The sequence below is a fragment of the Weizmannia sp. FSL W8-0676 genome, from assembly GCF_038593015.1.
GTDB classification, from domain to species: Bacteria; Bacillota; Bacilli; order Bacillales; family Bacillaceae_C; genus Weizmannia; species Weizmannia coagulans.
The window spans coordinates 1-24,453 of sequence record NZ_CP151954.1 but is presented as its reverse complement, the minus strand read 5'-3'; the positions used below and the strand labels follow the sequence as shown (position 1 = coordinate 24,453).

Genomic DNA, 24,453 nt, shown 5'->3' with positions numbered 1-24,453 from the left:
TTATTCCAATTTATCTTCTATAATACAATTAGATAGGTTGTACAGGTTTTGAAGATTCAGGGGTATTCGCCAGTTTTTGATAGATATAGACGTACAGCATTTGCGCAATCGGGTTTGGTATCAGGGTTCTGTACAGGTTCACATCTACTTTAAGGGAGGAAAGCGTTAATGAAATCAACAGGCATTGTACGGAAAGTCGATGAACTCGGCCGTGTTGTCATTCCAATTGAATTGCGGAGAAATCTTGGCATTGCTGAAAAAGATGCATTGGAGATTTATGTCGATGATGACAAGATCATTTTGAAAAAGTACAAGCCCAATATGACCTGCCTCGTCACCGGGGAAGTCTCGGATGACAATCTCCGGCTGGCAGGTGGAAAAATTGTTTTAAGCCGTGAAGGTGCAGAATTGCTGATGAAAGAAATCCAAGAAAATTTCCATTTGGAAGATCAGCCGGCTGAAAATGAACAGGCAGCGGACGAAGCAGAACCATTCGCATCCAAACCTGAGCCGGAACCGGACCCCCGCTGAAACGCGGGTTTTTTTTACGCCTTGGACAGATCGTTGTTGCCAAACATCCTCCCCGGTTTTTGATTCACAGTTCGTGATAGATTTGGTAGACTTCCCTTTTTGGCAGTTTCCGGTCTTTTGCCGCAAGCTTGATCGCTTCTTTTGTTGGCAGCTGTTTTTGCTGCATATAGGCTTCTACATGTTCTTTGACGGATAGCGCCGTCCACCAGAAATTGTCGTCTTCTTCCCCTGTTTCCGGGCTTCCTTCCACAACCAGGCAGAACTCGCCGCGCACTTCATTGTTTTCGGCCCATTCCACCGCTTCTTGAATCGTCCCCCGCAAAAATTCCTCAAATTTTTTCGTCAGCTCGCGGCTGATGGAAATTTTCCGGTCCCCCAGCACTTCCGCCATCATCTGCAGCGTATGTTTCAGCCGGTGCGGCGCTTCATACAAAATGAAGGTGGAAGGGATTTTTGCGAGCCGTTCCAGTGCCGCCCGCTTTTCCTGCTTTTCCCGCGGCAGAAACCCGTAAAACGTAAACGGCTGCGGTGCAATCCCGGCAGCAATTAACGCCGTAAGCGCCGCGTTTGCGCCCGGAAGCGGCACAACCGGGATCCCTTCGCGAATGCAGGCAGCGGCAAGCTCATAACCCGGGTCCGAAATGCACGGCATGCCTGCATCGCTTACAAGGGCAATCTTTTCGCCGCGCGCGAGCCTCGTGATTAAATCGCGTGCGCTCGCTTCTTTATTATGTTCATGATGGCTTACAAGCGGCGTGTGGATATCAAAGTAGCTGCACAATTTTTTGCTGTTTCTCGTATCTTCAGCAGCAATCAAGTCAGCTTCTTTTAAAATGCGCACTGCCCGGAATGTCATATCCTCGAGATTGCCGATCGGGGTCGGGACCAAATAGAGAATCCCTTTATTTTTTTCATCATGGAAACTTTGCTGCCTGTGCAAGGTCGACACCTGCCTTCTCCAAAAATCGCTCTTTTTCCCGGCGCGGGAGTTTTTTAAAAGCATATTCCGCTTTCATGGCCCCGCTTTTTGTCTCATATTCCTGAAAATACAAAAGCTTAACCGGTGTCCGCGTTCGCGTATACTTGGCGCCCCGGCCTTCGCTGTGTTCGCGGAAGCGCCGTTTCAAATCAACGGTATACCCGCCGTAAAAACTGCCGTCACAGCATAGAAGCACGTAAAAATAAGATTTAGTTTTTGTTTCCATACAGCAGTTCTTTCACTTCTTCCGTATATTCGCCATCCTGCCCGTACACGAACAAGGGCGGGAGAACCTTCAAATCCGGTTTTCCGTCTTTTATGCCTTCAACCAGAATCGTATTCGCTTCTTTGCCTGCTTTCGGATAAACAAACCGGAGCCGTTTCGGTTCGAGGCGGTGTTTTTTCATCAACGTAACCAAGTCGACCAGACGTCCCGGGCGGTGCACAAACGCTGCTTTGCCGCCCTGCTTGAGCATCCGGCTGCTGACTTTTACGACATCTTCCAATGTGCAGAAAATTTCATGGCGGGCAATCGCAAAATGCTCATTTTCATTTTGAAAATTCTTCGTCTGCGAAGGAAAATAAGGCGGGTTGCACGTCACCACGTCAAATTTGCTGCAGCCGAGCACATCCGGCATTTCCTTCAAATCGCCGTGAATGATCCGGATCCTGTCCTCAAGCCCGTTATAAGCGACGCTTCTTTTTGCCATATCCCAGAGGCGTTCCTGGATTTCGACCCCGGTAATCTCCGCTTTCGTACGGCTGCTTAATAAAAGCGGGATCACCCCGTTTCCCGTGCATAAATCAAGCACTTTCCCTTTTTGGATCGGCAGCCAGGCAAACTTTGCCAGAAGCACCGCATCCAATGAAAAAGCAAACACGGACGGGCTTTGCACAATCCTTAAATTTTCCGCAAGCAAATAATCCAATCGTTCGTCTCCTGATAATGTCACCATCATCCTGTAGCCTCCAAAAACAACGGCTGCATAAAACAGCCTTCCCGGTAAAAGGAAGGCTTTTCATCTTGGACCGTTCGTTACTTCTTATTCAAAAAGGAAAGGCAGAACAGGCAATCTTCCCCGTTGCGCGGGCTGCCGAAATGGACATTGCAAATATGGAAGCCTTCCTGATAAAGGCGGGCCAGATTGTCATACCCTTCGCCGATATCAAGAAGCGTCTGCGGCACGCCCTTTTCCTTGATTTTCCGAACAATCTCGGCCGGTTCATCATGCGGATCTGTGCCTTCCCCGCCGGATTCAGGCTGCAACTGGCGTCTGAAATAGTCATTCTGGATTTTCAGAATGCTGTTTTCTTCAATGACTTCCGTTAAATCCCGTTTCAGTTCCCCCAACTTTTCCTGGAGCGCCCCGATCTGCACTTCCATTTGCTGTATCTCCTCAAATAATTCTTTCCTATCCATCAGTTCTCCACCTCATTAATCCGTGGATTGAATTGACACAACATCCGCACTTAGAAATTCTTCCATCGTATACTCAATCGTACGCCCCTGGCTTTGTAATTCAATTTGCAAAACTCTTTCCAAAATGTTCAAGCCGGTTACTTTTCCAGTTCCGTAAGGCGTTTTTACCATTTCCCCGACATCCGGAAACGCTTCTTTTACCGCTTCATATTCATCATTTTCATATTTCAGGCAGCACATCAGCCGTCCGCAAAGCCCGGAAATTTTTGCCGGATTTAATGACAAATTCTGGTCTTTTGCCATTTTGATCGATACCGGCTCAAAATCGCCCAAAAACGTGGAGCAGCACAGCATCCTGCCGCAAGGGCCGATGCCGCCAAGCATTTTCGCTTCATCCCGCACCCCGATCTGGCGGAGTTCGATCCTTGTCCGGAAAATGGACGCCAAATCTTTTACGAGCTCCCGGAAATCGACGCGCCCGTCAGCGGTAAAATAAAAAATAATCTTATTCCGGTCAAATGTATACTCCACATCCACCAGCTTCATCTCAAGCTGGTGTTCCGCAATTTTTTTCATGCAAATTCCATACGCTTCTTTTGCGGCCGCTTTATTTTCATCCACTGTCATATGATCTTTCTGGTCGGCAATCCGGATGATTTTTTTCAGCGGCAGCACGACATCGTGTTCCCCGACAACTTTGGGATTTGTCACAACAAAGCCATACTCAATGCCGCGCGCGGTTTCGACGATGACGGCATCATTTTTTTTAACGGGAAAATCGCCTGGGTCGAAATAATATACTTTGCCGGCTTTTTTAAACCGGATTCCTACTACATTAAACAAAGGCCGTTCCCCCCTGCAAATTTAAAACAAGCTGTTCCATGAGCAGCTGTTGATTGACATTGGCACCCAATTTCTTTTTTGCATCAAGAATGGCTGCCAGTTTTTCAGCCAGAGAACGCGGGGAGCAGGAAAGAAGATCTGCAGAAAAAAGGTTTAGCTGATCGGGATAAACGACATCTTCCTGTTTTCCCAGATGGATGGAAAGAAGATCTTTATAAATCCATATCAACAGATCCAACCCGAGATCCAGTTGATTTTTTTCTTTAAAATGCCCAAACCACGCTTCCTGCAAAAAAACCATTGCGCGGGAAGGCGATTTTGAAAGGGTTGTATACAATTTTAACACGATTTTTCGGGCTTGTGCAAACCACTCATCATTGCTTAATTCAAGCGCTTCTTCCAAGTGGCTTGTCATATGGGAAAGAAGCGGGGCCAAATCGGGGCTGACCCCGCCCTCAATCAGCTGTTGTTTCAGTATGGCGGGCGGGACCGGCTTAAATGAAACGACCTGGCAGCGTGATAAAATGGTCGGCAGGATCCGGTGCAGCTGGGTTGTCATGAGCACGGCCGTCGTGCCGGGGTTCGGCTCTTCCAAAAACTTCAGCAGGCTGTTGGCGGCGCCTGTCGACATTTTTTCGGCGTCCGCAATCATATACAGCTTTCGTTTCGACTCCACCGCCCGTTTGGAAAACTCCTGCTGTAACGCTTTAATCTGCTCTTTCTTGATTGAAAGGCCGTCCGGTTCAACCAGATGAACGTCAGGATGTGTGCCGTGGCTGATTCTTAAGCAGTTCGAACAGCTTTCACATGGAAAAAAATCATCCGCCGGCTGCAGGCAAAACAATGTTTTCGCCAGTAGCTGCGCGGCCTCTTTTTTCCCTGTGCCGCGTCCGCCTTCAAATAAATAAGCATGCGCCATCCGGCTGCGTCTGATGCTGTTTTTCAGCAAAGTTGCCGCAACAGGCTGGATATTTTCAAATTCTTCCCATGTCATGGCTTCTTCCACTCTCTTAAGTATATAAATTAATCAGCAAACCTTTTACCTCGCCGATTTTCCCCAGTATATCGAGTGCGGGCTGCTCTTTTCTGAGACAGGCGTCGGTAAGATCCGCCAGTTTTTTGTCTATTGTTTCCACTATATTCAATTTGCGGCTTTCCCCGAACCGGTCGAAGCTTTGTGACTGTTTATTTTTCATCCCGTATTCGACAGTTTGCTTCACAAATTGTTTTACAAGCGACTTGAATTTGGACAAGTCTTTGAGACTGCGCGAACGGGCAAGCCGGCTGCCGGCTTCGTCAATTTGCGACAAGAGCTGTTGAAATTCATCCATTTGCAGCTTTTCCCTGCTTGTGTCCATCACTTCGGCAAAATTTGTTGTGCCCGTTGCCATGCTTTTTGCTTCCCGGGCCGTTTTGTCCAAACCAATACGCAAATCCTGTTGTATTTTCAATCCCTTATTCCCCCGTTAAAACTGGTGAAATTCATCTACCGGCAGGACAAATACCGTCGCGCCCCCCACTTCGATTTCGACCGGATACGGGATGTAGCTGTCGGCATTTCCGCCCATCGGTGAAACCGGGGTAATAAACTGTTCCCTCGATTTGCAATTTTCCTTGATGACCTGCAGCGCTTTATTGACACGAATTTCTTCCGTCCCAATCAGAAAAGTCGTATTGCCCGATTTTAAAAACCCGCCTGTCGATGCAAGTTTTGTCACACGAAAATTATGGTCAACCATGGCTTTCATCAACCGGTTGCTGTCCTGGTCCTGTACGACTGCGACTATCAGTTTCATTTTTTCCCCTCCTGAATTTCCAACCGTGTATTTATCCTTCATTATATCATCTTCCATTTACCGTTATATATGAAATTCTGCTTCTGTATGTGAATTTCCTTTTATCCGGGGAAATTTTTCCCGTAATGCCGGCAAATGGCGCCCAGCACTTTTTGCAAAGCGGTATGATATATATATTCTACCTCTTTATTGGCATCAATGGCATGGATTCTATCCGGAAACCGTTTTAACAATATTTGGAACCCTTCTCTTACCTTTCTATGGAAGTCGATGGCTTCCAGGTCAAGGCGGTTTACTTCCCGGTTTTGATTTTTGGCAATCCGGCTGAGGCCTGTCTCTGCTTCCACATCAAAATAGAGCGTCAAATCCGGCAGCAGACCGCCCGTTGCAAACTGGTTGATCCGGTACACTTCCTCTATTCCGATTCCTCTCGCATAGCCCTGATACGCGAGCGAACTGTCAATAAACCGGTCGCACAGGACAATGCGCCCCTCTTCCAGTGCCGGCAGGACCTTCTCCGCAAGATGCTGGCGGCGGCTTGCCGCATATAGCAAAGCTTCCGTCCGCGCATCCATTTCCGTATTTTCCGGGTTCAAAATAATGTGCCGGATCTGTTCGGCAATTTTAATGCCCCCGGGTTCCCGCGTCAACACAATGGGATAGCCGTTTTCCTTTAAGTGTGCGGCAATCATCCCGGTAATGGTCGTTTTCCCCGCGCCCTCAGGCCCTTCTGCTGTAATAAAAATTCCTTTCATGTTCTCTCCCTTTCTATCTATAAACTGCCAGCCTGTTTTCAAAAAACGGGGCATCCGCATGAAACCCCGCCCCGCAAGCGCGCAGTTGTTGGATTTGGTAAAGATGGGCGTCTCGAACCTGTTCACCCGGCACAAGCAGCGGCACACCGGGCGGATACGGCGTAACCATTTTTGCCGCAATCCGCCCCTTTGCTTCTTCAAATGATACCCATTCCGCCTCTTTTTCTTCCATTTCATCATAGGCAAGGTGCAATTCCGTTAACCCTTGCAGGGTGTCCAAACCTGCTGTTTCTCCCGATGCCGGTTTTTGTTCCGCCCGTTCCAGCCTGGGTTGGTTCCCGGCTTGTGGAGATGCTCCGGCAAGCGCTGCTTCGATCCGCCCGGCAGCATCCTCATACGGAAAAGGCATGCCGTTTTTTAAAAGCGGCAGCACAAAGACAACCCGTTGTAAATCCGCCATTTCTGTGTACACACCGGCTTTTTCAAGCACGGATTGAAGCTTGAACCCGGAGAGGCCGGGGAATGCCGCCAGCAATTTCAGCGGATCCTGCCCCTTTTTTTCCTCCAGTTTTAACATCTTGCCGAGCCGCGCGGAAAATTGCTCCCTTTGTGACAGGGTATAGCAGATATCTTCACGGCTGAAATTGGCGGCATACCACCTTGCGTAATCGAGCGACATCATAATGGGATACGACGGGCTGCTCGATTGCAGCGCTGATAAATAGAATTTTAACCTTTCAAACGGAAAATGCGGCGCCCTGATATGTAAAAAAGACCCCATTGTCATCGCCGGCAGCATTTTATGGGCAGACTGGACGGCGGCATCTGCCCCCTGGTGGAGCGCCGTCTCCGGAAACGGGGAGCCAACCTGAAAATGCGCACCATGGGCTTCATCCACCAGCACATAAGCGCCGTTTTGATGCGCGATTTCAGCCACGGCCCGCAAATCGCAGGTAATGCCATAGTAAGTCGGATAAGTCAAAATGCACGCTTTCACGTCCCGGTATTGCCTGAACGCCTGTACAAATACTTTTTCTGAAAATCCGGCCGGCATTTGGAGTTCCTCATCAATTTCAGGAAAAACAAAAACCGGATTGGCCCTGGCAAGCCTGAGGGCATGCAAAACCGATTGATGGCAGTTCCGGTCCACAAGCACACGATCCCCCGGCCGGCACACGGAAAGGATCATGGCGAGGTTGCCAACGGTGCTTCCGTTTACGAGAAAATAGCTCTTTTCACTGCCGTAATAATCAGCCAACAAATCCTGGGCTTCTTGAATGGCTCCTTCCGCATGGTGCAAATCATCCAGCCCGGACAGTTCTGTTGCATCATATTGCAAAAAAGACGCGCTTTCTTTTAATAACGGCTCGATCAACAAGCCGTTTTTATGCCCCGGCACGTGGAACGAAACGGGATTGGTATGTTGATAGCGGCATAGCGCTTCAAATAACGGCATTCGATTTTGATCCATATCCGTACCCCTTATCATACGGGGCCGCCTGTAAAAATTAGCCCCGGGTTTACTTTTTCTATTTTACTATAAACGGGCAAAAGCGGGCAGGAAACGGATAGATGAAGTTTTTTCCGATTGTCCAGGCATCGCTTTTCATAGAGCTGAATTTACACGGGCAGGGCAAAAAAATAACCAAGCCTGTTTTAGTACGCTTGGTCATGTATACATTTTTGATTTTGGACTGCCTTCAACTGTCGGACAAAATAGGAATAACGCGGATCTCCTGTATCAGTACGGACCATTTCCTGTTCGCAGTCACTGCAGATAAATGATGTATAAAGATGGATGCCGCTATGTTTTAATTTCTCACAAACAATGCACATTTCCGGTTCATTTCTCCGGGCACTCCGATTCATCTGCTCCACCCCCTGCTCATTATATTTGCCATCATTCCCGCCGACTATTCACAATCAAAGGGATTTTTTCAAATGTTGCAACGAAATAGATTGATGTATGGTATCGTATGCCGGTTTTCCAGGTGTGTGTATGTCTGAAAAGAACCGCCCCAATGCGAAAAGAAGCCGTTTTTAACATCCATTTTTCCATAAAAACAGGCAAAAACCGCAGACAAATCGCCTGCGGTTTTGATTTGGCCCGGCAACGTCCTACTCTCGCAGGGGGAGACCCCCAACTACCATCGGCGCTGGAAAGCTTAACTTCCGTGTTCGGGATGGGAACGGGTGTGACCTTTCCGCCATCATCACCGGACCTTAATGACAAGAAATAGTATAACACAGTTGCTGTTATTTATCAAGAGAAATAATTGTATTCCCTGAAAACCGGATGGGAGAAAAAACTGTAAACGGAGAATGCGTTTCTGCTTCTAACTTTGAGAATTGTCCAGCTCCAGCGCCTATCGGCTAGTGAACTTCCCGTCCCCCTTTCCTACGATAAGCGGGCATCGACTCGCCTTTAGGGCTCGTCGTGTTTCCTTTATCTCAGGCGGGGGCCTTGAAGTTCATACGCCGATGACCAAGGCGCTTCCGCTTTTCTATTGTCTAGCTCCGGTGCCTAGCCCCTCGAGGTCGAGTCACCTGCCCGTCACGGAGCCAAAAGACGGCTCCATGCCGGTCAGAACATTCGCTTGTCGGGGCTAAACAAGGCACCTTCGCTTTTCTATTTGGTTAAGTCCTCGATCGATTAGTATCCGTCAGCTGCACGCGTCACCGCGCTTCCACCCCGGACCTATCAACCTGATCATCTTTCAGGGATCTTACCAGTTAAACTGTGGGAAATCTCATCTTGAGGGGGGCTTCATGCTTAGATGCTTTCAGCACTTATCCCTTCCGCACATAGCTACCCAGCGATGCCTTTGGCAAGACAACTGGTACACCAGCGGTGCGTCCATCCCGGTCCTCTCGTACTAAGGACAGCTCCTCTCAAATTTCCTGCGCCCGCGACGGATAGGGACCGAACTGTCTCACGACGTTCTGAACCCAGCTCGCGTACCGCTTTAATGGGCGAACAGCCCAACCCTTGGGACCGACTACAGCCCCAGGATGCGATGAGCCGACATCGAGGTGCCAAACCTCCCCGTCGATGTGGACTCTTGGGGGAGATCAGCCTGTTATCCCCAGGGTAGCTTTTATCCGTTGAGCGATGGCCCTTCCATGCGGAACCACCGGATCACTAAGCCCGACTTTCGTCCCTGCCCGACTTGTAAGTCTCGCAGTCAAGCTCCCTTATGCCTTTACACTCTGCGAATGATTTCCAACCATTCTGAGGGAACCTTTGGGCGCCTCCGTTACCTTTTAGGAGGCGACCGCCCCAGTCAAACTGCCTGCCTGACACTGTCTCCCACCCCGGTAAGGGGTGCGGGTTAGAATTTCAATACAGCCAGGGTAGTATCCCACCGATGCCTCCGCCGAAGCTGGCGCTCCGGTTTCCAAGGCTCCTACCTATCCTGTACAAGCTGTACCAAAATTCAATATCAGGCTGCAGTAAAGCTCCATGGGGTCTTTCCGTCCTGTCGCGGGTAACCTGCATCTTCACAGGTACTATAATTTCACCGAGTCTCTCGTTGAGACAGTGCCCAGATCGTTACACCTTTCGTGCGGGTCAGAACTTACCTGACAAGGAATTTCGCTACCTTAGGACCGTTATAGTTACGGCCGCCGTTTACTGGGGCTTCAGTTCAGAGCTTCGCCTTGCGGCTAACCCCTCTCCTTAACCTTCCAGCACCGGGCAGGTGTCAGCCCCTATACTTCGCCTTGCGGCTTCGCAGAGACCTGTGTTTTTGCTAAACAGTCGCCTGGGCCTATTCACTGCGGCTTCCCGGGGCATACACCCCAAAAAGCACCCCTTCTCCCGAAGTTACGGGGTCATTTTGCCGAGTTCCTTAACGAGAGTTCTCTCGCTCACCTTAGGATTCTCTCCTCGCCTACCTGTGTCGGTTTGCGGTACGGGCGCCTTTCACCTCACTAGAGGCTTTTCTTGGCAGTGTGGAATCAGGAACTTCGGTACTTTAATTTCCCTCGCCATCACAGCTCCGCCTTGGCGCGAAGGATTTGCCTCCGCACCGGCCTAACTGCTTGGACGCGATCAACCAGTGTCGCGCTTGCCCTATCCTCCTGCGTCCCCCCATCGTTCAAACGGTGAAGAGGCGGTACAGGAATATCAACCTGTTGTCCATCGCCTACGCCTTTCGGCCTCGGCTTAGGCCCCGACTAACCCTGAGCGGACGAGCCTTCCTCAGGAAACCTTAGGCATTCGGTGGAAGGGATTCTCACCCTTCTTTCGCTACTCATACCGGCATTCTCACTTCTAAGCGCTCCACCGGTCCTTCCGGTCCGGCTTCAACGCCCTTAGAACGCTCTCCTACCACGGACACCAAACGGTGTCCATCCGCAGCTTCGGTGATACGTTTAGCCCCGGTACATTTTCGGCGCAGCGTCACTCGACCAGTGAGCTATTACGCACTCTTTGAATGATGGCTGCTTCTAAGCCAACATCCTGGTTGTCTAAGCAACGCCACATCCTTTTCCACTTAACGTATACTTTGGGACCTTAGCTGGCGGTCTGGGCTGTTTCCCTTTCGACCATGGATCTTATCACTCACAGTCTGACTCCCAAGCATAAGTTTTTGGCATTCGGAGTTTGTCTGAATTCGGTAACCCGATGAGGGCCCCTCGTCCAAACAGTGCTCTACCTCCAAAACTCTCCGCTTGAGGCTAGCCCTAAAGCTATTTCGGAGAGAACCAGCTATCTCCAAGTTCGATTGGAATTTCTCCGCTACCCACACCTCATCCCCGCACTTTTCAACGTGCGTGGGTTCGGGCCTCCAGCAAGTGTTACCTTGCCTTCACCCTGGACATGGGTAGATCACCTGGTTTCGGGTCTGCGGCCTCATACTCTTTCGCCCTGTTCAGACTCGCTTTCGCTGCGGCTCCGCTTCTTCAGCTTAACCTTGCATGAGACCGTAACTCGCCGGTTCATTCTACAAAAGGCACGCCATCACCCGTTAACGGGCTCTGACTACTTGTAGGCACACGGTTTCAGGATCTCTTTCACTCCCCTCCCGGGGTGCTTTTCACCTTTCCCTCACGGTACTGGTTCACTATCGGTCACTAGGGAGTATTTAGCCTTGGGAGATGGTCCTCCCGGATTCCGGCGGGATTCCTCGTGTCCCGCCGTACTCAGGATCCACTCGGGAGAGAACGAAGTTTCAGTTACAGGGCTTTTACCTTCTCCGGCAGGCCTTTCCAGGCCGCTTCACTTACCCCGTTCTTTTGTAACTCCCATATGAGTGTCCTACAACCCCGGAAGGCAAGCCTTCCGGTTTGGGCTGTTTCCTGTTCGCTCGCCGCTACTTGGGAAATCGCAATTGCTTTCTCTTCCTCCGGGTACTGAGATGTTTCAGTTCCCCGGGTGTGCCCTTCCTGCCCTATGGATTCAGGCAGGAATCCTGTCCGATTAAAGACAGGGGGTTTCCCCATTCGGAAATCTCCGGATCAAAGCTTACGTACAGCTCCCCGGAGCATATCGGTGTTTGTACCGTCCTTCATCGGCTCCTAGTGCCAAGGCATCCGCCGTGCGCCCTTTCTAACTTAACCATAAAAGGTTTAAATCCAAAAATAAGCGATTCTCGGTTTACTTGGTTTATTTCTCCTATCCGGTTTTCAAAGAACACGTTTATAAAGGTGGAGCCTAGCGGGATCGAACCGCTGACCTCCTGCGTGCAAAGCAGGCGCTCTCCCAGCTGAGCTAAGGCCCCGATCATTAAGGAATGGTGGGCCTGAATGGACTTGAACCATCGACCTCACGCTTATCAGGCGTGCGCTCTAACCAGCTGAGCTACAGGCCCTTAATGAAAGGAAATATAAGGAAGGATTGAACCTTCAAAACTGGACAAAACGGAAACGCCAAACTTGATTTTGGAAAACGAAGTTTTCCTTTTATTCCTTAGAAAGGAGGTGATCCAGCCGCACCTTCCGATACGGCTACCTTGTTACGACTTCACCCCAATCATCTGTCCCACCTTCGGCGGCTGGCTCCGTAAAGGTTACCTCACCGACTTCGGGTGTTACAAACTCTCGTGGTGTGACGGGCGGTGTGTACAAGGCCCGGGAACGTATTCACCGCGGCATGCTGATCCGCGATTACTAGCGATTCCGGCTTCATGCAGGCGGGTTGCAGCCTGCAATCCGAACTGGGAATGGTTTTCTGGGATTGGCTTAACCTCGCGGTCTCGCAGCCCTTTGTACCATCCATTGTAGCACGTGTGTAGCCCAGGTCATAAGGGGCATGATGATTTGACGTCATCCCCACCTTCCTCCGGTTTGTCACCGGCAGTCACCTTAGAGTGCCCAACTCAATGCTGGCAACTAAGGTCAAGGGTTGCGCTCGTTGCGGGACTTAACCCAACATCTCACGACACGAGCTGACGACAACCATGCACCACCTGTCACTCTGTCCCCCGAAGGGGAAGGCCCTGTCTCCAGGGAGGTCAGAGGATGTCAAGACCTGGTAAGGTTCTTCGCGTTGCTTCGAATTAAACCACATGCTCCACCGCTTGTGCGGGCCCCCGTCAATTCCTTTGAGTTTCAGCCTTGCGGCCGTACTCCCCAGGCGGAGTGCTTAATGCGTTAGCTGCAGCACTAAAGGGCGGAAACCCTCTAACACTTAGCACTCATCGTTTACGGCGTGGACTACCAGGGTATCTAATCCTGTTTGCTCCCCACGCTTTCGCGCCTCAGCGTCAGTTACAGACCAGAGAGCCGCCTTCGCCACTGGTGTTCCTCCACATCTCTACGCATTTCACCGCTACACGTGGAATTCCACTCTCCTCTTCTGCACTCAAGCCTCCCAGTTTCCAATGACCGCTTGCGGTTGAGCCGCAAGATTTCACATCAGACTTAAGAAGCCGCCTGCGCGCGCTTTACGCCCAATAATTCCGGACAACGCTTGCCACCTACGTATTACCGCGGCTGCTGGCACGTAGTTAGCCGTGGCTTTCTGGCCGGGTACCGTCAAGGCGCCGCCCTGTTCGAACGGCACTTGTTCTTCCCCGGCAACAGAGTTTTACGACCCGAAGGCCTTCTTCACTCACGCGGCGTTGCTCCGTCAGACTTTCGTCCATTGCGGAAGATTCCCTACTGCTGCCTCCCGTAGGAGTTTGGGCCGTGTCTCAGTCCCAATGTGGCCGATCACCCTCTCAGGTCGGCTACGCATCGTTGCCTTGGTGGGCCATTACCCCGCCAACTAGCTAATGCGCCGCGGGCCCATCTGTAAGTGGCAGCCGAAGCCGCCTTTCCTTTTTCCTCCATGCGGAGGAAAAAACTATCCGGTATTAGCCCCGGTTTCCCGGCGTTATCCCAGTCTTACAGGCAGGTTGCCCACGTGTTACTCACCCGTCCGCCGCTAACCTTTTAAAAGCAAGCTTTTAAAAGGTCCGCACGACTTGCATGTATTAGGCACGCCGCCAGCGTTCGTCCTGAGCCAGGATCAAACTCTCAGTAAAGATGTTTGATAAAAGCTCAAAAAGAATTTGACGTTTCGTTTTGTCCAGTTTTCAAGGAACAATCACATATTGTGACGACTTTTATATCATAACATATCCGGAAGCTTGTGTCAACAAAAAAAGCAAATCAACAAGCAACCATAAAAAGCACAATTTCTATTATACTCGTTATGCAGTAAATCGCAAGTGTTTTTTTCGGTTTGTGCAACATTCTCTGTCCAATGAACAAAATCCACCCGAAAATATGAGCCGGCTGGTTTTCATTCTTGCGCCGGTGCGGCAATGAATGCGGCATGAGCACGAGTTGTTTATCAGAACGAAAGATAATAAAGCTTCTATTTTCCTGCAACAAAAGTCCGGTTTCTGCTGCAAACATTACCGGATTAATTCTGTAATAAACAAATCAGGCCGGCTTTCCAAATCAACCATTTCATTGCTGCTTAAAATTTTTACAAGCGGTTTAATGGGAGCGGACGGTTTAATGTAAAGCACTTCTGCTTCCTCATGGTTGGATAAAAAGACCTTTGATCCAATCGTTAAATGGGCAACAAGGGGGATCAATGCATGGATCACAGCGATATCGAACTCCCCGAAGTGGTCCTCCAGCAGCTCTTCAATGGCTTGAAACGGGATTTTCTTCTTTTTATAAATATGGTCGCACACGATGGCATGGTATACATCCGCTACGGCAACAATTCTTGACAGGATTGGGATTCTGTCCGGTTTTTCGCCAAATGGATAGCCACTTTTGTCAAGACGTTCATGATGCTGTAAAATCGCAAGTTTCGTTTCGGATTTCAAAAGGGGCGAGTGCTGGACCATTTTCAGACCGTATACCGGATGGTTCCTGATTTCTTCGTATTCTTCTTTTGTTAAGGAGGCTGATTTTCTAAGCAAATGCGCAGGGACTTTTGCCATGCCAGCATCCGCGAGGCAGCCCGCCAATGCGGCCTGGTAACAGGTCCCCTTCCCGAGCTGCAGTTTTTGGGCGATTGCGCCGCTTAACAGCCCGACCGAGATGGCATGGTGATAGATATATTCCTCTTTTGTTGCATATTGATGAATAATGCGGATTTTCCCGGGATCCTGTTCAATAAATTCAAAAAGCGGAATAAAAAAATCCCTTACTGCGCCTACACTGACTTTGGAACCGGACTGCCAGCTTTGGAACATTTTCTTGTAGCTGCCAACTGCAGACGTATACCGCTCCCGGAATGCTTCAGGCACTGTTGCCATTTCCTGGTTTTCTTCCTTCACGCCTTCTTCCGCCTCTTTGCGGCTATTGTAACGGCCCGCATCCACTTCTTCTATCCCGAACTCTTTCAGGACATTGATCATTTTGTGCGTTAAAAGGGTTCCTTTCGGCATAATGGGGCGGGCCGTTTTCCCCATGACATCCTTGGCCAAAATATAGCCGGGGACGAGATCGCATACTTTTATCTTCAAGCTTTTCTCCCTCCGTCAACAAGCAACTGTGCTGCCCATATTTTATCAAAAAAAAGAAGCATTGTGTGCAATGCTTCCCGAGATTTCTTATTCCTCTCCGGTTTCTTCCACCAGATCAGCATGATTTTCTTCATCATCTTTTTCCACTTTTGCGACTGTGGCAACATATTCTTCGTCACCAAGACGGATCAGTTTGACGCCCATTGTATTTCTGCCGAGCACTGAAATATCCCCGACAGCCATCCGGATCAGCACGCCGCCCGCTGTAATGAGCATGACATCTTCTTCTCCCGTTACCGTCTTCACAGCAATAAGCGGGCCGTTCTTGCTTGTGATATTGCAGGTTTTCAAACCTTTTCCGCCCCGGCTCTGGATACGGTACTCGCTTCCCTTTGTCCGTTTTCCATAGCCGTTTTTGGTCACAATAAGCACATCATCGTTTTCTTCCAGAATCTCCATGCCGACCACTTCATCATCGCCGCTTAAGGTAATGCCTTTTACCCCTGTTGCCGACCTTCCCATTGAACGGACATCCGTTTCGGGAAATCTGATCAGCATGCCGTTCTTCGTACCGATAATGATTTCTTTATGGCCGTCCGTCAGTTTTACGGAAATCAGCTCATCTTCTTCTTTCAGATGAATGGCAATCAGGCCGTTCGTCCGGATATTGGCAAATTCAGTTACAGGCGTGCGTTTTGAAATGCCTTTTTTTGTGGTAAAAAATAAAAACCAGTCTTCTACGAAATCTTCCACACGGATCATCGTATTGATCCATTCATCCCTGTCAATTTCAAGCAGGTTGACAATCGGAATGCCTTTTGCCGTTCTGCCGTATTCCGGGATTTCGTATCCTTTCTTCTTATAGACTTTTCCTTTATTTGTGAAGAAAAGGATCGTATCATGTGTTGATGTCGTTAAGAGATGTTCAACAAAATCGTTTTCATTCGTGCTCATCCCCTGCACGCCGCGGCCGCCGCGTTTCTGACTCCGGTACGTCGAAATCGGCAGGCGTTTGATATAGCCGTTATGGGTCAGGGTGATGGCGATGCTTTCCTGCGGGATCAAATCCTCGTCCTCAATCTGATCAACGCTTGCTGCTATAATTTCCGTGCGCCGTTCATCATTAAACCGGTCTTTAATTTCGAGAAGCTCTTCTCGGATGATTTCAAGCACTTTTTCTTCATCTGCCAAAACGGCTTTCAGTTCTGCAATCAGTTGGATCAAGCCCCGGTATTCTTCTTCAATTTTTTCGCGTTCCAGCCCGGTCAAACGTTGCAGCCGCATATCGAGAATTGCCTGTGCCTGCTTTTCGGACAGGGAAAATTGCTCCATTAAGCCGGTACGGGCAATATCCGTTGTTTGCGAGGAACGGATCAGCTGGATAATCGCATCAATATGGTCAAGTGCAATGCGCAGGCCTTCCAAAATATGGGCACGCGCTTCCGCTTTTTTCAGTTCAAAAGCCGTTCTGCGGCGGATCACTTCTTCCTGATGGTCAAGGTAAAACTTAAGCGCCTGTTTTAAATTCAGCACTTTTGGCTGGCCTGCAACAAGCGCCAGCAGGTTGATACCGAATGTCGTCTGCATGGCGGTATGCTTGTACAAATTGTTCAAAATCACATTCGCATTTGCATCACGGCGGACTTCAATCACCATCCGCATGCCGTTGCGGTCGGACTCGTCACGCAGATCGGTAATGCCGTCGATCCGCTTTTCATGCACAAGTTCTGCAATCCGTTCGATCAATTTGGCTTTGTTGACCTGGTAAGGCAGTTCGGTCACAATGATGGATTCTTTGCCGTTTGATCTTTGTTCAATTTCCACCCTTGCGCGAAGTGTGATAGAGCCTCTTCCCGTTTCATAAGCACGGCGGATGCCGCTTCTTCCGACAATTAAACCGCCCGTAGGGAAATCCGGCCCTGGGATATATTCCATCAATTCCTGGATCGTGATATCCGGGTCTTTGCTTAAAGCAAGAATCGCGTCGATGACTTCACCGAGTTGATGCGGTGGAATGTTCGTCGCCATGCCGACCGCAATCCCGGAAGAACCGTTCACCAACAGATTCGGAAAACGGGAAGGCAGGACAGCCGGCTCCTTTTCCTGACCATCATAGTTGTCCTGAAAATCAATTGTATCTTTGTTAATATCGCGCAGCAGTTCAAGGGAAATTTTTGACATGCGCGCTTCCGTGTAACGCATGGCAGCAGCCGGGTCGCCGTCAACCGATCCGAAGTTGCCGTGCCCGTCAACCAGCATATAGCGGTAGCTGAAATCCTGCGCCATCCGCACCATTGTTTCATACACGGCCGAATCGCCGTGCGGGTGATATTTCCCGATGACTTCCCCGACGATACGCGCCGATTTTTTATACGCTTTATCAGGAGTCATCCCGAGATCGTTCATCGCATATAAAATTCTCCGGTGCACAGGCTTTAATCCGTCCCGTACATCCGGAATGGCCCGGGATACGATGACGCTCATCGCATAGTCAAGAAAAGATGTGCGCATCTCCTGGGTTAAGTTTACTTCCACAATATTCGATTCCGGTGTGTCAGCCATTTATGCAACCTCCTTTTCTTTAAATGTCCAGGTTTTTCACGTAAATGGCATTTTCTTCGATAAAATTCCGCCGCGGTTCCACTTTATCACCCATCAACATTTCAAACGTGCCGTCCGCTTCAATCGCATCATCGAGGCTCACTTGCAGCATCGTCCGGTTAGCAGGTTCCATCGTCGTCTCCCAAAGCTGTTCCGGATTCATTTCACCGAGGCCTTTATAACGCTGGATGGCCGGCTTCGGATGGGCAGGCAGCGTATTAAGCAACTCCTCAAGGCCGCGGTCGCTGTATACATATTCAACCTTTTTGCCCTGCTGCACTTTATAAAGCGGCGGCTGGGCGATATAAATATAGCCTGCATCGATTAACGGGCGCATATAACGGTAGAAAAACGTTAATAATAACGTGCGGATATGGGCGCCGTCGACATCCGCATCCGTCATGATCACGACTTTATGATAACGCGCCTTCGAGATGTCAAAATCTTCCCCGACACCTGTGCCGAGCGCGGTAATAATGGTACGGATTTCCGCATTTGACAAAATTTTATCCAAACGCGCTTTCTCTACGTTTAAAATTTTCCCTCTTAACGGCAGGATCGCCTGGAACATCCGGTCCCTTCCCTGCTTGGCAGATCCGCCGGCCGAGTCACCTTCAACAATGTAGAGCTCGCTCTCAGACGGGTCGCGTGATGTGCAGTCTGCAAGTTTGCCCGGCAGGCTTGTCGATTCGAGCGCGCTTTTTCTCCGTGTCAGTTCGCGTGCTTTTTTCGCAGCCATCCTTGCCCGGGCAGCCATCAGCCCTTTTTCGACAATTTTCCGCGCCACTTGAGGATTTTCCATCATAAACTTCTCGAACGCCTCGGAAAATACCGCATCTGTAATCGTTCTTGCTTCTGTATTTCCAAGTTTCGTTTTCGTTTGCCCTTCAAATTGTGGATCCGGGTGTTTGATGGAAACGATCGCAGTGAGGCCTTCCCGGACATCTTCGCCTGTTAAATTGGCTTCATTTTCTTTGATCAGATTGTTTTTCCGGGCATAATCATTGATGACGCGCGTTAAAGCCGTTTTAAAACCGGACTCATGTGTGCCGCCTTCGTAGGTGTGGATATTATTGGCAAAAGAATAGATATTGCTGGCAAACCCGTCATTGTATTGAAGGGATACTTCAACCGTAATGCCGTCTTTTTCGCCTTCCACATAAATCGGTTCCTTATGGAGCACTTCTTTCGAGCGGTTCAAATGCTCCACGTACGATTTGATCCCGCCCTCGTAATGGTATACTTGTTTGCGCGGATTTTTTTCGCGTTTATCCTCAATGGTAATTTTGATGCCTTTATTTAAAAAAGCCAATTCCCGGAGCCGGGTTGTAAGAATATCATAGTCGAATTCGATCGTTTCCGTAAAAATTTCCGGGTCCGGCTTGAAGTGGGTCGTTGTGCCGGTACGGTCCGTTTCGCCAATGATTTTTAAGTCAAAGGCAGGTTTACCGCGGCGGTATTTTTGGTGGTAAATATGCCCGTTGCGGTGGACATAGACATCGAGCTCTGTAGACAGGGCGTTCACAACAGACGCGCCGACCCCGTGCAGGCCGCCGGACACCTTATATCCGCCGCCGCCAAATTTCCCGCCGGCATGCAAAATGGTCATGATGACTTCAACGGCAGGCCTGCCCACTTTTTCCTGGATGCCGACCGGGATGCCGCGCCCGTTGTCCTTCACCGTAATGCTGTTGTCTTTTTCAATAAAAACATTGATTTCATCGCAGAAACCGGCCAGTGCCTCGTCAATGCTGTTGTCCACAATTTCCCAGACAAGATGGTGAAGGCCTCTCGCACTTGTCGAGCCAATATACATCCCCGGACGTTTGCGCACCGCTTCCAGCCCTTCAAGAACCTGGATTTGCTCGGCACCATAAGACTGCTTCTGTAATTGTTCTTGTTCCAATTATACCACCTGCACTCTCTTAAATTGAACCTGCGGGATTCCTGCGGATACTGGAGCACCCTCCGGTTATCCCGGCAGGCTGTACCCGCCGTGTTTGCGGTTAGCCGGAAACAGACGTGCCAAAAAACACGCCTTGCATAAAGCCGGTTCAACCTGTAACGGGTGTTACAAGCAAGCACCGGTTGAGTAAGCAACATTCTCTTATGTTAAACCGGTTTTCCGGTAAAATGTTCGGTTAAAAACCCCGCCGGAAAAAGACCGATTGCCCGTTTGAACAGAATGCCTGGGGAAAAAGGCGATAAATAGACCGCATTTTGGGTAATCACGGCTGATTTAAAACTGCCCTTTGCCAAATTGACCGTGGCTTTTTCGAAAGCCTGCAAATAGGCTTCGTTGATTATGGAGCTGTTGAGCGATCTCTCGTCCATAATGGCGATAATATCATCGCTTCGGATCATGACATCTTCCGCGAGATAGAGATACATAGGCACACCTCACCTGACAATTTGTCCTGCCTTCACTGTATACATGGATGCTTCCCGTAAAGTTTGATGATCCACCCCATCCACGCTTGTCGTTGTCACAAAAGTCTGCACCCTTCCCTGTATCGCGTTCAGCAGATGGGACTGGCGGTAGTCATCCAGCTCCGATAACACGTCATCCAGCAGCAGGATCGGATATTCCCGGATTTCCGAATAAATCAGTTCAATTTCGGCCAATTTAACAGATAATGCGGCTGTCCGCTGCTGCCCCTGTGATCCGAATGTGTGAACATCCCTGCCGTTTACTGCAAAGGCTAAATCATCGCGGTGCGGACCGGCCATCGTAACGCCCCTGTCAATTTCCCGCTCCCTTATTTCGGCAAATTTATTTTCGTATGATTTTATCATTTTTGACCAATCGAGCTCTTCTGATACATTCACAGAGGGTTTATATTGGATCTCAAGTTGTTCAAGACCGCGGGAAATCGAATGATGGATCGGGCGGGCCCATTCTTCGAGCATCCGCACAAATTCAAACCGCCGCATGACAATTTTAGCGGCTTGTTCAATTAGCTGTTCGGTTAAAATATCGAGCATCGTCCGGTCTGTCTGTTTTTTCATCTGCAGCTGCTTCAAATAGTGGTTCCGCTGCTGCAATATTTTTTGGAACCGGCTCATATCATACAGGTAAACCGGCGAAATTTGCCCGATCTCCATATCGATAAAGCGCCGCCTGACCTGCGGGCTCCCCTTTACGAGATTCAAGTCTTCGGGCGCAAACATGACCACATTCATATTGCCGATATACCGGCTTAGTTTTTTTTGCTCAATATGATTGTACTTTGCTTTTTTGCCTTTTTTGGAGATGGTCAGTTCAAGGGGGACAGTACCATGCGTTTTGTGAAGTCTCCCTTTTATTTTAGCATATTCTGCGTCCCAGCGGATGAGTTCTTTATCATTTGATGTCCGGTGGGATTTCGCCAGTGCCAAAACATAAATGGCTTCCATCAGGTTGGTTTTTCCCTGGGCGTTTTCCCCGAGGATCACATTGACTTTGTTTTCAAACGGAATGGTTAATGTTTCATAGTTGCGGTAATTGTGAAGTTCCAGTTCCTGCAGGTACATATGCCAACATCCTTTATGCGGAAAAAGCGCCGGTCAACCGCGGATAATGTGAAACATACCGATTCCGCCAATTTCAACCCGGTCCGCCTCTTTCAGTTTCCGCCCTCTTCTTTGCTCCGGTTCTCCATTGACGAGCACTTCATGTTCGGTTAAAAACCATTTTGCCATTCCGCCGCTTTGAATGATATCCGCTAATTTTAAAAATTGGCCAAGCGTAATGGTATCTGTTGAGATTTTTACATTTTTTGCCATTTCTTCACTCTTTTCATGTACTCACTAACATATTATTTTACTAAAAATCAGGCAGAAACACAAAGCATACCAAGGAATTCCCGTTGCCGCCCGCAGTTTTCCGCATGCAGCGGAGATGAAAAAAGCCTGTTTTTCAACAGGCAATTTTCATCAGTACGTCCTTACCGGCAAAATCAGCTGCAGCGTCGTATCATCATGCACCGGCCGGATGATAAAAGGCCTCATCGCCCCGGTAAAACGGATGGTGATTTCCGTTCCTTCCAGCGCTCTTAACGCGTCCATCATATATTTGGAACTAAACGAGATTTTTAATTCTTCCCCTTCAATGGATTTACAGTTTACCCTGTCCGTCACTTTCCCGATTTCCGGCGAATTGGATGTGATTTCAATCGTGCCCGGGATATCCGTAACGGATGAAAGTTTCACGACATTTGCGTTTTGCCCCTCTTTTGCGAGTAACGATGCCCTGTCAATGGCTTGCAGAAACTCTGTTGTATTCACAACGATTTCCGTTTTTCCATCTGTCGGGATCAGCCGTGATGTATCCGGGTAATTTCCTTCCAGCAGACGCGAGAAAAACAATAAATGCTTTGCTTTAAATAAAACCTGATTATCCGTTATGACAATTCCCACCGGTTCATTCGAATCCGGCAAAATTTTATTCAACTCATTTAAACTTTTCCCCGGAATTACAATATTATACTCGGCATCTGCGGCCGTTTCGATTTCCACTGTCCTTTGCGCCAGGCGGTGGCTGTCTGTTGCAATACAGTTCAGCCTGTTGCCTTTAATGCTCCAGTTTACACCTGTCAAGATCGGGCGGGTTTCCGCGGTGGAAACGGCAAATACCGTTTGCCGGATCAGATTTTTTAAAATATCTGCCGGAATCCGGATCACTTTGTCTTCCGTAATTTGCGGCAAATGCGGGTACTCTTCCGCATCAAGCCCGTTTAAATTAAAGTTGGATTTGCCTGAACGGATGATGGTCTGGAATTGATTGGCCACTTCTATCTCCACAATATCCATTGGCAGCTTTTTGACCAGTTCCCCAAAAATTTTTGCCTGCAGCACAATGCCGCCTGTTTGCTGAATGACAGCAATTTCATCCCCGTCTTCTTCTTTTGGGACAAACGACTCAATTGAAATATCGGAATCACTGCCTGTAAACGTGATCCCTTCTTCTGAAGCGGTAATTTTAATGCCGGTTAAAATCGGAATCGTGGTTTTGGACGTAATGGCTTTTGACACATCTTGGACACTTTCGATCAGGCGGTTCCGCAAAATAGAAAATTTCATGGTTATTCCTCCATCGTGTGACGCATATACTTATACTTAATCTTTTTTTAAAAAACAGTAGTACTAGTAATAGGGGTTGTGAACATGTGGATAACGTTGCCGCTGCAATGAAATACAGTCTATCCACATGTGGACAGACTGTTCATACATTATCCGTTGTTATGCACAATATGCGCTAGCCCGCTTTTTGAACCGTGGGCTACCCATTTTTCAGCAAATTTTGCAGTTCTTCAATTTTCTTTTGAAATTGCGCATCCGTTTGAATCAAATTGGCAATTTTCTCATGGGCATGGATCACGGTTGTATGATCTCTCCCGCCGAACTCCTCCCCGATTTTCGGCAGCGAAAAATCCGTCAGTTCCCTGGATAAATACATGGCAATCTGGCGCGGAAATGCAACGGATTTCGTGCGCTTTTTCGCTTTAAAATCTTCCATTTTCACATGGTATTCTTCCCCGACAACTTTTTGAATGTCCTCGATCGTAATCGTTTTTGGCTTGGCGCTTGGGATGATATCTTTCAGTGCTTCTGCGGCAAGGTCGGCATTGATATCCTTGTTGATCAGCGAAGAATAGGCGACAACACGGATCAATGCGCCTTCCAGTTCACGGATGTTCGTGTCAATTTGATTCGCGATGTAAAGCATCACTTCGTTCGGAATATCCAAACCGTCCGCTTTCGCCTTTTTTCGCAAAATGGCGATGCGCGTCTCAAGGTCAGGCGGTGTGATGTCTGTGATTAATCCCCACTCAAACCGCGAACGCAGCCTTTCTTCAAGCGTCGGGATTTCTTTCGGGGGCCGGTCGCTTGAAATGACGATTTGCTTGCTCTCCTCATGCAGCGCATTAAATGTATGGAAAAATTCTTCCTGCGTGGATTCTTTTCCGGCGAGAAACTGAATATCATCTATCAGAAGGATATCCACATTCCGGTATTTGTTCCGGAATTCGCCTCCTTTATTGTCCCGGATGGAATTGATGAATTCATTCGTGAATTTTTCAGAAGACAAATACACCACTTTGGCTTTTGGATTATGCTCTAGTACATAGTGGCCGATCGCATGCATTAAATGCGTTTTTCCAAGGCCCACCCCGCCGTATATGAACAACGGGTTATAGGCTTTTGCCGGCGCTTCGGCAACGGCAAGGGAAGCAGCGTGCGCAAAACGGTTACCGGAACCAATGACAAAGGTATCGAATGTATACTTTGGAATCAGCATGCTCTGATAATCGCGGGTATCATTCAATTTATCCGCTGATTTTTTCGGGGACGGGAACAGCTCCGGTTCATCACTGTCCTGCTGTTGCGGAATAACAAATTTAATTTCAAGCTCTTCTCCGGTTATGTCGTACAAGACCGTTGTGATGAGCGGAATATAATGGCCCTCCAGCCAGTCCCTGGCAAACTCATTCGGCACGGAAATGACAAACGTATCGTTTTTCAGCGAGTATGCCTTAGTCGACTTGAGCCAGGTGTCAAAGCTGGGTTTACTGATCTTCTTTTCTATCACGGACAATGCTTTTTCCCAAAGATCAGCGATATTTTCCAA

Annotated in this window: 19 protein-coding genes, 2 tRNA genes, 3 rRNA genes and 1 pseudogene; 1 reads left to right on the top strand and 24 read right to left on the bottom strand. The window is 48.9% G+C overall.

Annotated features, from left to right (window positions below; all coding sequences use genetic code 11):
* Positions 1-168: 168 nt before the first annotated feature.
* Positions 169-429 (top strand): annotated as a pseudogene (locus tag NST20_RS00125) (AbrB/MazE/SpoVT family DNA-binding domain-containing protein); the annotation flags it as partial.
* A gap of 166 nt (positions 430-595) precedes the next feature.
* Here the strand turns inward: NST20_RS00125 and rsmI are convergent.
* The 24 genes from rsmI to dnaA form a co-directional block, all read right to left on the bottom strand.
* Complete coding sequence (rsmI, locus tag NST20_RS00120; protein WP_342399834.1) at positions 596-1,480, bottom strand: 16S rRNA (cytidine(1402)-2'-O)-methyltransferase; 885 nt, start codon at positions 1,478-1,480, stop codon at positions 596-598.
* Positions 1,446-1,736: a GIY-YIG nuclease family protein gene (locus NST20_RS00115; RefSeq protein ID WP_013857984.1), complete on the bottom strand. Its 291-nt coding sequence runs from the start codon at positions 1,734-1,736 to the stop codon at positions 1,446-1,448. Before NST20_RS00115 ends, rsmI begins: the two co-directional genes overlap by 35 nt.
* Positions 1,720-2,466 carry a tRNA1(Val) (adenine(37)-N6)-methyltransferase gene (locus tag NST20_RS00110; RefSeq protein ID WP_041819583.1) on the bottom strand — a complete coding sequence of 249 codons (747 nt, stop codon included), beginning with the start codon at positions 2,464-2,466 and terminating at the stop codon, positions 1,720-1,722. Before NST20_RS00110 ends, NST20_RS00115 begins: the two co-directional genes overlap by 17 nt.
* 80 nt (positions 2,467-2,546) lie before the next feature.
* Positions 2,547-2,930, bottom strand: a complete 384-nt coding sequence (yabA, locus tag NST20_RS00105; RefSeq protein WP_019722094.1) for a DNA replication initiation control protein YabA — start codon at positions 2,928-2,930, stop codon at positions 2,547-2,549.
* A 15-nt stretch (positions 2,931-2,945) separates the two neighbouring features.
* Complete coding sequence (locus tag NST20_RS00100) at positions 2,946-3,773, bottom strand: stage 0 sporulation family protein (RefSeq protein ID WP_013857981.1); 828 nt, start codon at positions 3,771-3,773, stop codon at positions 2,946-2,948.
* Positions 3,766-4,767 (bottom strand): DNA polymerase III subunit delta', encoded by a 1,002-nt coding sequence (gene holB, locus NST20_RS00095; RefSeq protein ID WP_118500465.1) that lies wholly within the window; start codon positions 4,765-4,767, stop codon positions 3,766-3,768. The genes NST20_RS00100 and holB overlap by 8 nt, the downstream gene beginning before the upstream one ends.
* 16 nt (positions 4,768-4,783) lie before the next feature.
* Complete coding sequence (locus NST20_RS00090; RefSeq protein ID WP_013857979.1) at positions 4,784-5,224, bottom strand: YaaR family protein; 441 nt, start codon at positions 5,222-5,224, stop codon at positions 4,784-4,786.
* 15 nt (positions 5,225-5,239) lie between these two features.
* On the bottom strand, positions 5,240-5,569 hold the full coding sequence (locus NST20_RS00085) for a cyclic-di-AMP receptor (RefSeq protein WP_013857978.1): 330 nt from the start codon (positions 5,567-5,569) through the stop codon (positions 5,240-5,242).
* Between the two features lie 101 nt (positions 5,570-5,670).
* Positions 5,671-6,324 carry a dTMP kinase gene (tmk, locus tag NST20_RS00080; RefSeq protein WP_017553989.1) on the bottom strand — a complete coding sequence of 218 codons (654 nt, stop codon included), beginning with the start codon at positions 6,322-6,324 and terminating at the stop codon, positions 5,671-5,673.
* A gap of 13 nt (positions 6,325-6,337) precedes the next feature.
* A complete protein-coding gene (locus tag NST20_RS00075; protein WP_029141899.1) occupies positions 6,338-7,795 on the bottom strand; it encodes an aminotransferase class I/II-fold pyridoxal phosphate-dependent enzyme in 1,458 nt (485 codons plus the stop codon).
* A 185-nt stretch (positions 7,796-7,980) separates the two neighbouring features.
* Complete coding sequence (locus tag NST20_RS00070; protein ID WP_017553991.1) at positions 7,981-8,193, bottom strand: sigma factor G inhibitor Gin; 213 nt, start codon at positions 8,191-8,193, stop codon at positions 7,981-7,983.
* Between the two features lie 236 nt (positions 8,194-8,429).
* Positions 8,430-8,545, bottom strand: a 5S ribosomal RNA gene (gene rrf, locus NST20_RS00065).
* 412 nt (positions 8,546-8,957) lie between these two features.
* Positions 8,958-11,889, bottom strand: a 23S ribosomal RNA gene (locus tag NST20_RS00060).
* An 88-nt stretch (positions 11,890-11,977) separates the two neighbouring features.
* Positions 11,978-12,050: transfer RNA gene (locus tag NST20_RS00055), tRNA-Ala, on the bottom strand.
* Positions 12,051-12,063: 13 nt separating this feature from the next.
* Positions 12,064-12,140 (bottom strand) — tRNA-Ile (locus NST20_RS00050).
* 102 nt (positions 12,141-12,242) lie between these two features.
* Positions 12,243-13,796, bottom strand: a 16S ribosomal RNA gene (locus NST20_RS00045).
* The 16S, 23S and 5S rRNA genes sit together here with 2 tRNA genes alongside, the layout of an rRNA operon.
* A gap of 375 nt (positions 13,797-14,171) precedes the next feature.
* The gene (locus tag NST20_RS00040) at positions 14,172-15,242 is read right to left on the bottom strand and encodes an HD-GYP domain-containing protein (RefSeq protein ID WP_342399833.1); all 1,071 of its coding nucleotides are present in this window, start codon (positions 15,240-15,242) and stop codon (positions 14,172-14,174) included.
* Positions 15,243-15,329: 87 nt separating this feature from the next.
* Positions 15,330-17,804: a DNA gyrase subunit A gene (gene gyrA, locus NST20_RS00035; protein ID WP_342399832.1), complete on the bottom strand. Its 2,475-nt coding sequence runs from the start codon at positions 17,802-17,804 to the stop codon at positions 15,330-15,332.
* Positions 17,805-17,823: 19 nt separating this feature from the next.
* Complete coding sequence (gene gyrB / locus NST20_RS00030; RefSeq protein WP_237348746.1) at positions 17,824-19,749, bottom strand: DNA topoisomerase (ATP-hydrolyzing) subunit B; 1,926 nt, start codon at positions 19,747-19,749, stop codon at positions 17,824-17,826.
* A 206-nt stretch (positions 19,750-19,955) separates the two neighbouring features.
* Positions 19,956-20,234: an extracellular matrix/biofilm biosynthesis regulator RemA family protein gene (locus NST20_RS00025; protein ID WP_013857970.1), complete on the bottom strand. Its 279-nt coding sequence runs from the start codon at positions 20,232-20,234 to the stop codon at positions 19,956-19,958.
* A gap of 9 nt (positions 20,235-20,243) precedes the next feature.
* Positions 20,244-21,356: a DNA replication/repair protein RecF gene (gene recF, locus NST20_RS00020; protein ID WP_017552553.1), complete on the bottom strand. Its 1,113-nt coding sequence runs from the start codon at positions 21,354-21,356 to the stop codon at positions 20,244-20,246.
* A gap of 33 nt (positions 21,357-21,389) precedes the next feature.
* Entirely contained in the window at positions 21,390-21,608 is a 219-nt protein-coding gene (gene yaaA / locus NST20_RS00015) for a S4 domain-containing protein YaaA (RefSeq protein ID WP_013857968.1), read from the bottom strand.
* A 150-nt stretch (positions 21,609-21,758) separates the two neighbouring features.
* Positions 21,759-22,904 (bottom strand): DNA polymerase III subunit beta, encoded by a 1,146-nt coding sequence (gene dnaN, locus NST20_RS00010; RefSeq protein ID WP_340702151.1) that lies wholly within the window; start codon positions 22,902-22,904, stop codon positions 21,759-21,761.
* 199 nt (positions 22,905-23,103) lie between these two features.
* A complete protein-coding gene (gene dnaA, locus NST20_RS00005) occupies positions 23,104-24,453 on the bottom strand; it encodes a chromosomal replication initiator protein DnaA (protein ID WP_017552556.1) in 1,350 nt (449 codons plus the stop codon).

Excerpts from the sequence above, each read along its gene's own strand:
- NST20_RS00115 (WP_013857984.1), bottom strand. The coding sequence starts at position 1,736 with ATGGAAACAAAAACTAAATCTTATTTTTACGTGCTTCTATGCTGTGAC.
- NST20_RS00110 (WP_041819583.1), bottom strand. The coding sequence starts at position 2,466 with ATGGTGACATTATCAGGAGACGAACGATTGGATTATTTGCTTGCGGAA.
- yabA (WP_019722094.1), bottom strand. The coding sequence starts at position 2,930 with ATGGATAGGAAAGAATTATTTGAGGAGATACAGCAAATGGAAGTGCAG.
- holB (WP_118500465.1), bottom strand. The coding sequence starts at position 4,767 with ATGACATGGGAAGAATTTGAAAATATCCAGCCTGTTGCGGCAACTTTG.
- NST20_RS00085 (WP_013857978.1), bottom strand. The coding sequence starts at position 5,569 with ATGAAACTGATAGTCGCAGTCGTACAGGACCAGGACAGCAACCGGTTG.
- tmk (WP_017553989.1), bottom strand. The coding sequence starts at position 6,324 with ATGAAAGGAATTTTTATTACAGCAGAAGGGCCTGAGGGCGCGGGGAAA.
- NST20_RS00075 (WP_029141899.1), bottom strand. The coding sequence starts at position 7,795 with ATGGATCAAAATCGAATGCCGTTATTTGAAGCGCTATGCCGCTATCAA.
- NST20_RS00070 (WP_017553991.1), bottom strand. The coding sequence starts at position 8,193 with ATGAATCGGAGTGCCCGGAGAAATGAACCGGAAATGTGCATTGTTTGT.
- gyrA (WP_342399832.1), bottom strand. The coding sequence starts at position 17,804 with ATGGCTGACACACCGGAATCGAATATTGTGGAAGTAAACTTAACCCAG.
- NST20_RS00025 (WP_013857970.1), bottom strand. The coding sequence starts at position 20,234 with ATGTATCTCTATCTCGCGGAAGATGTCATGATCCGAAGCGATGATATT.
- recF (WP_017552553.1), bottom strand. The coding sequence starts at position 21,356 with ATGTACCTGCAGGAACTGGAACTTCACAATTACCGCAACTATGAAACA.
- yaaA (WP_013857968.1), bottom strand. The coding sequence starts at position 21,608 with ATGGCAAAAAATGTAAAAATCTCAACAGATACCATTACGCTTGGCCAA.
- dnaN (WP_340702151.1), bottom strand. The coding sequence starts at position 22,904 with ATGAAATTTTCTATTTTGCGGAACCGCCTGATCGAAAGTGTCCAAGAT.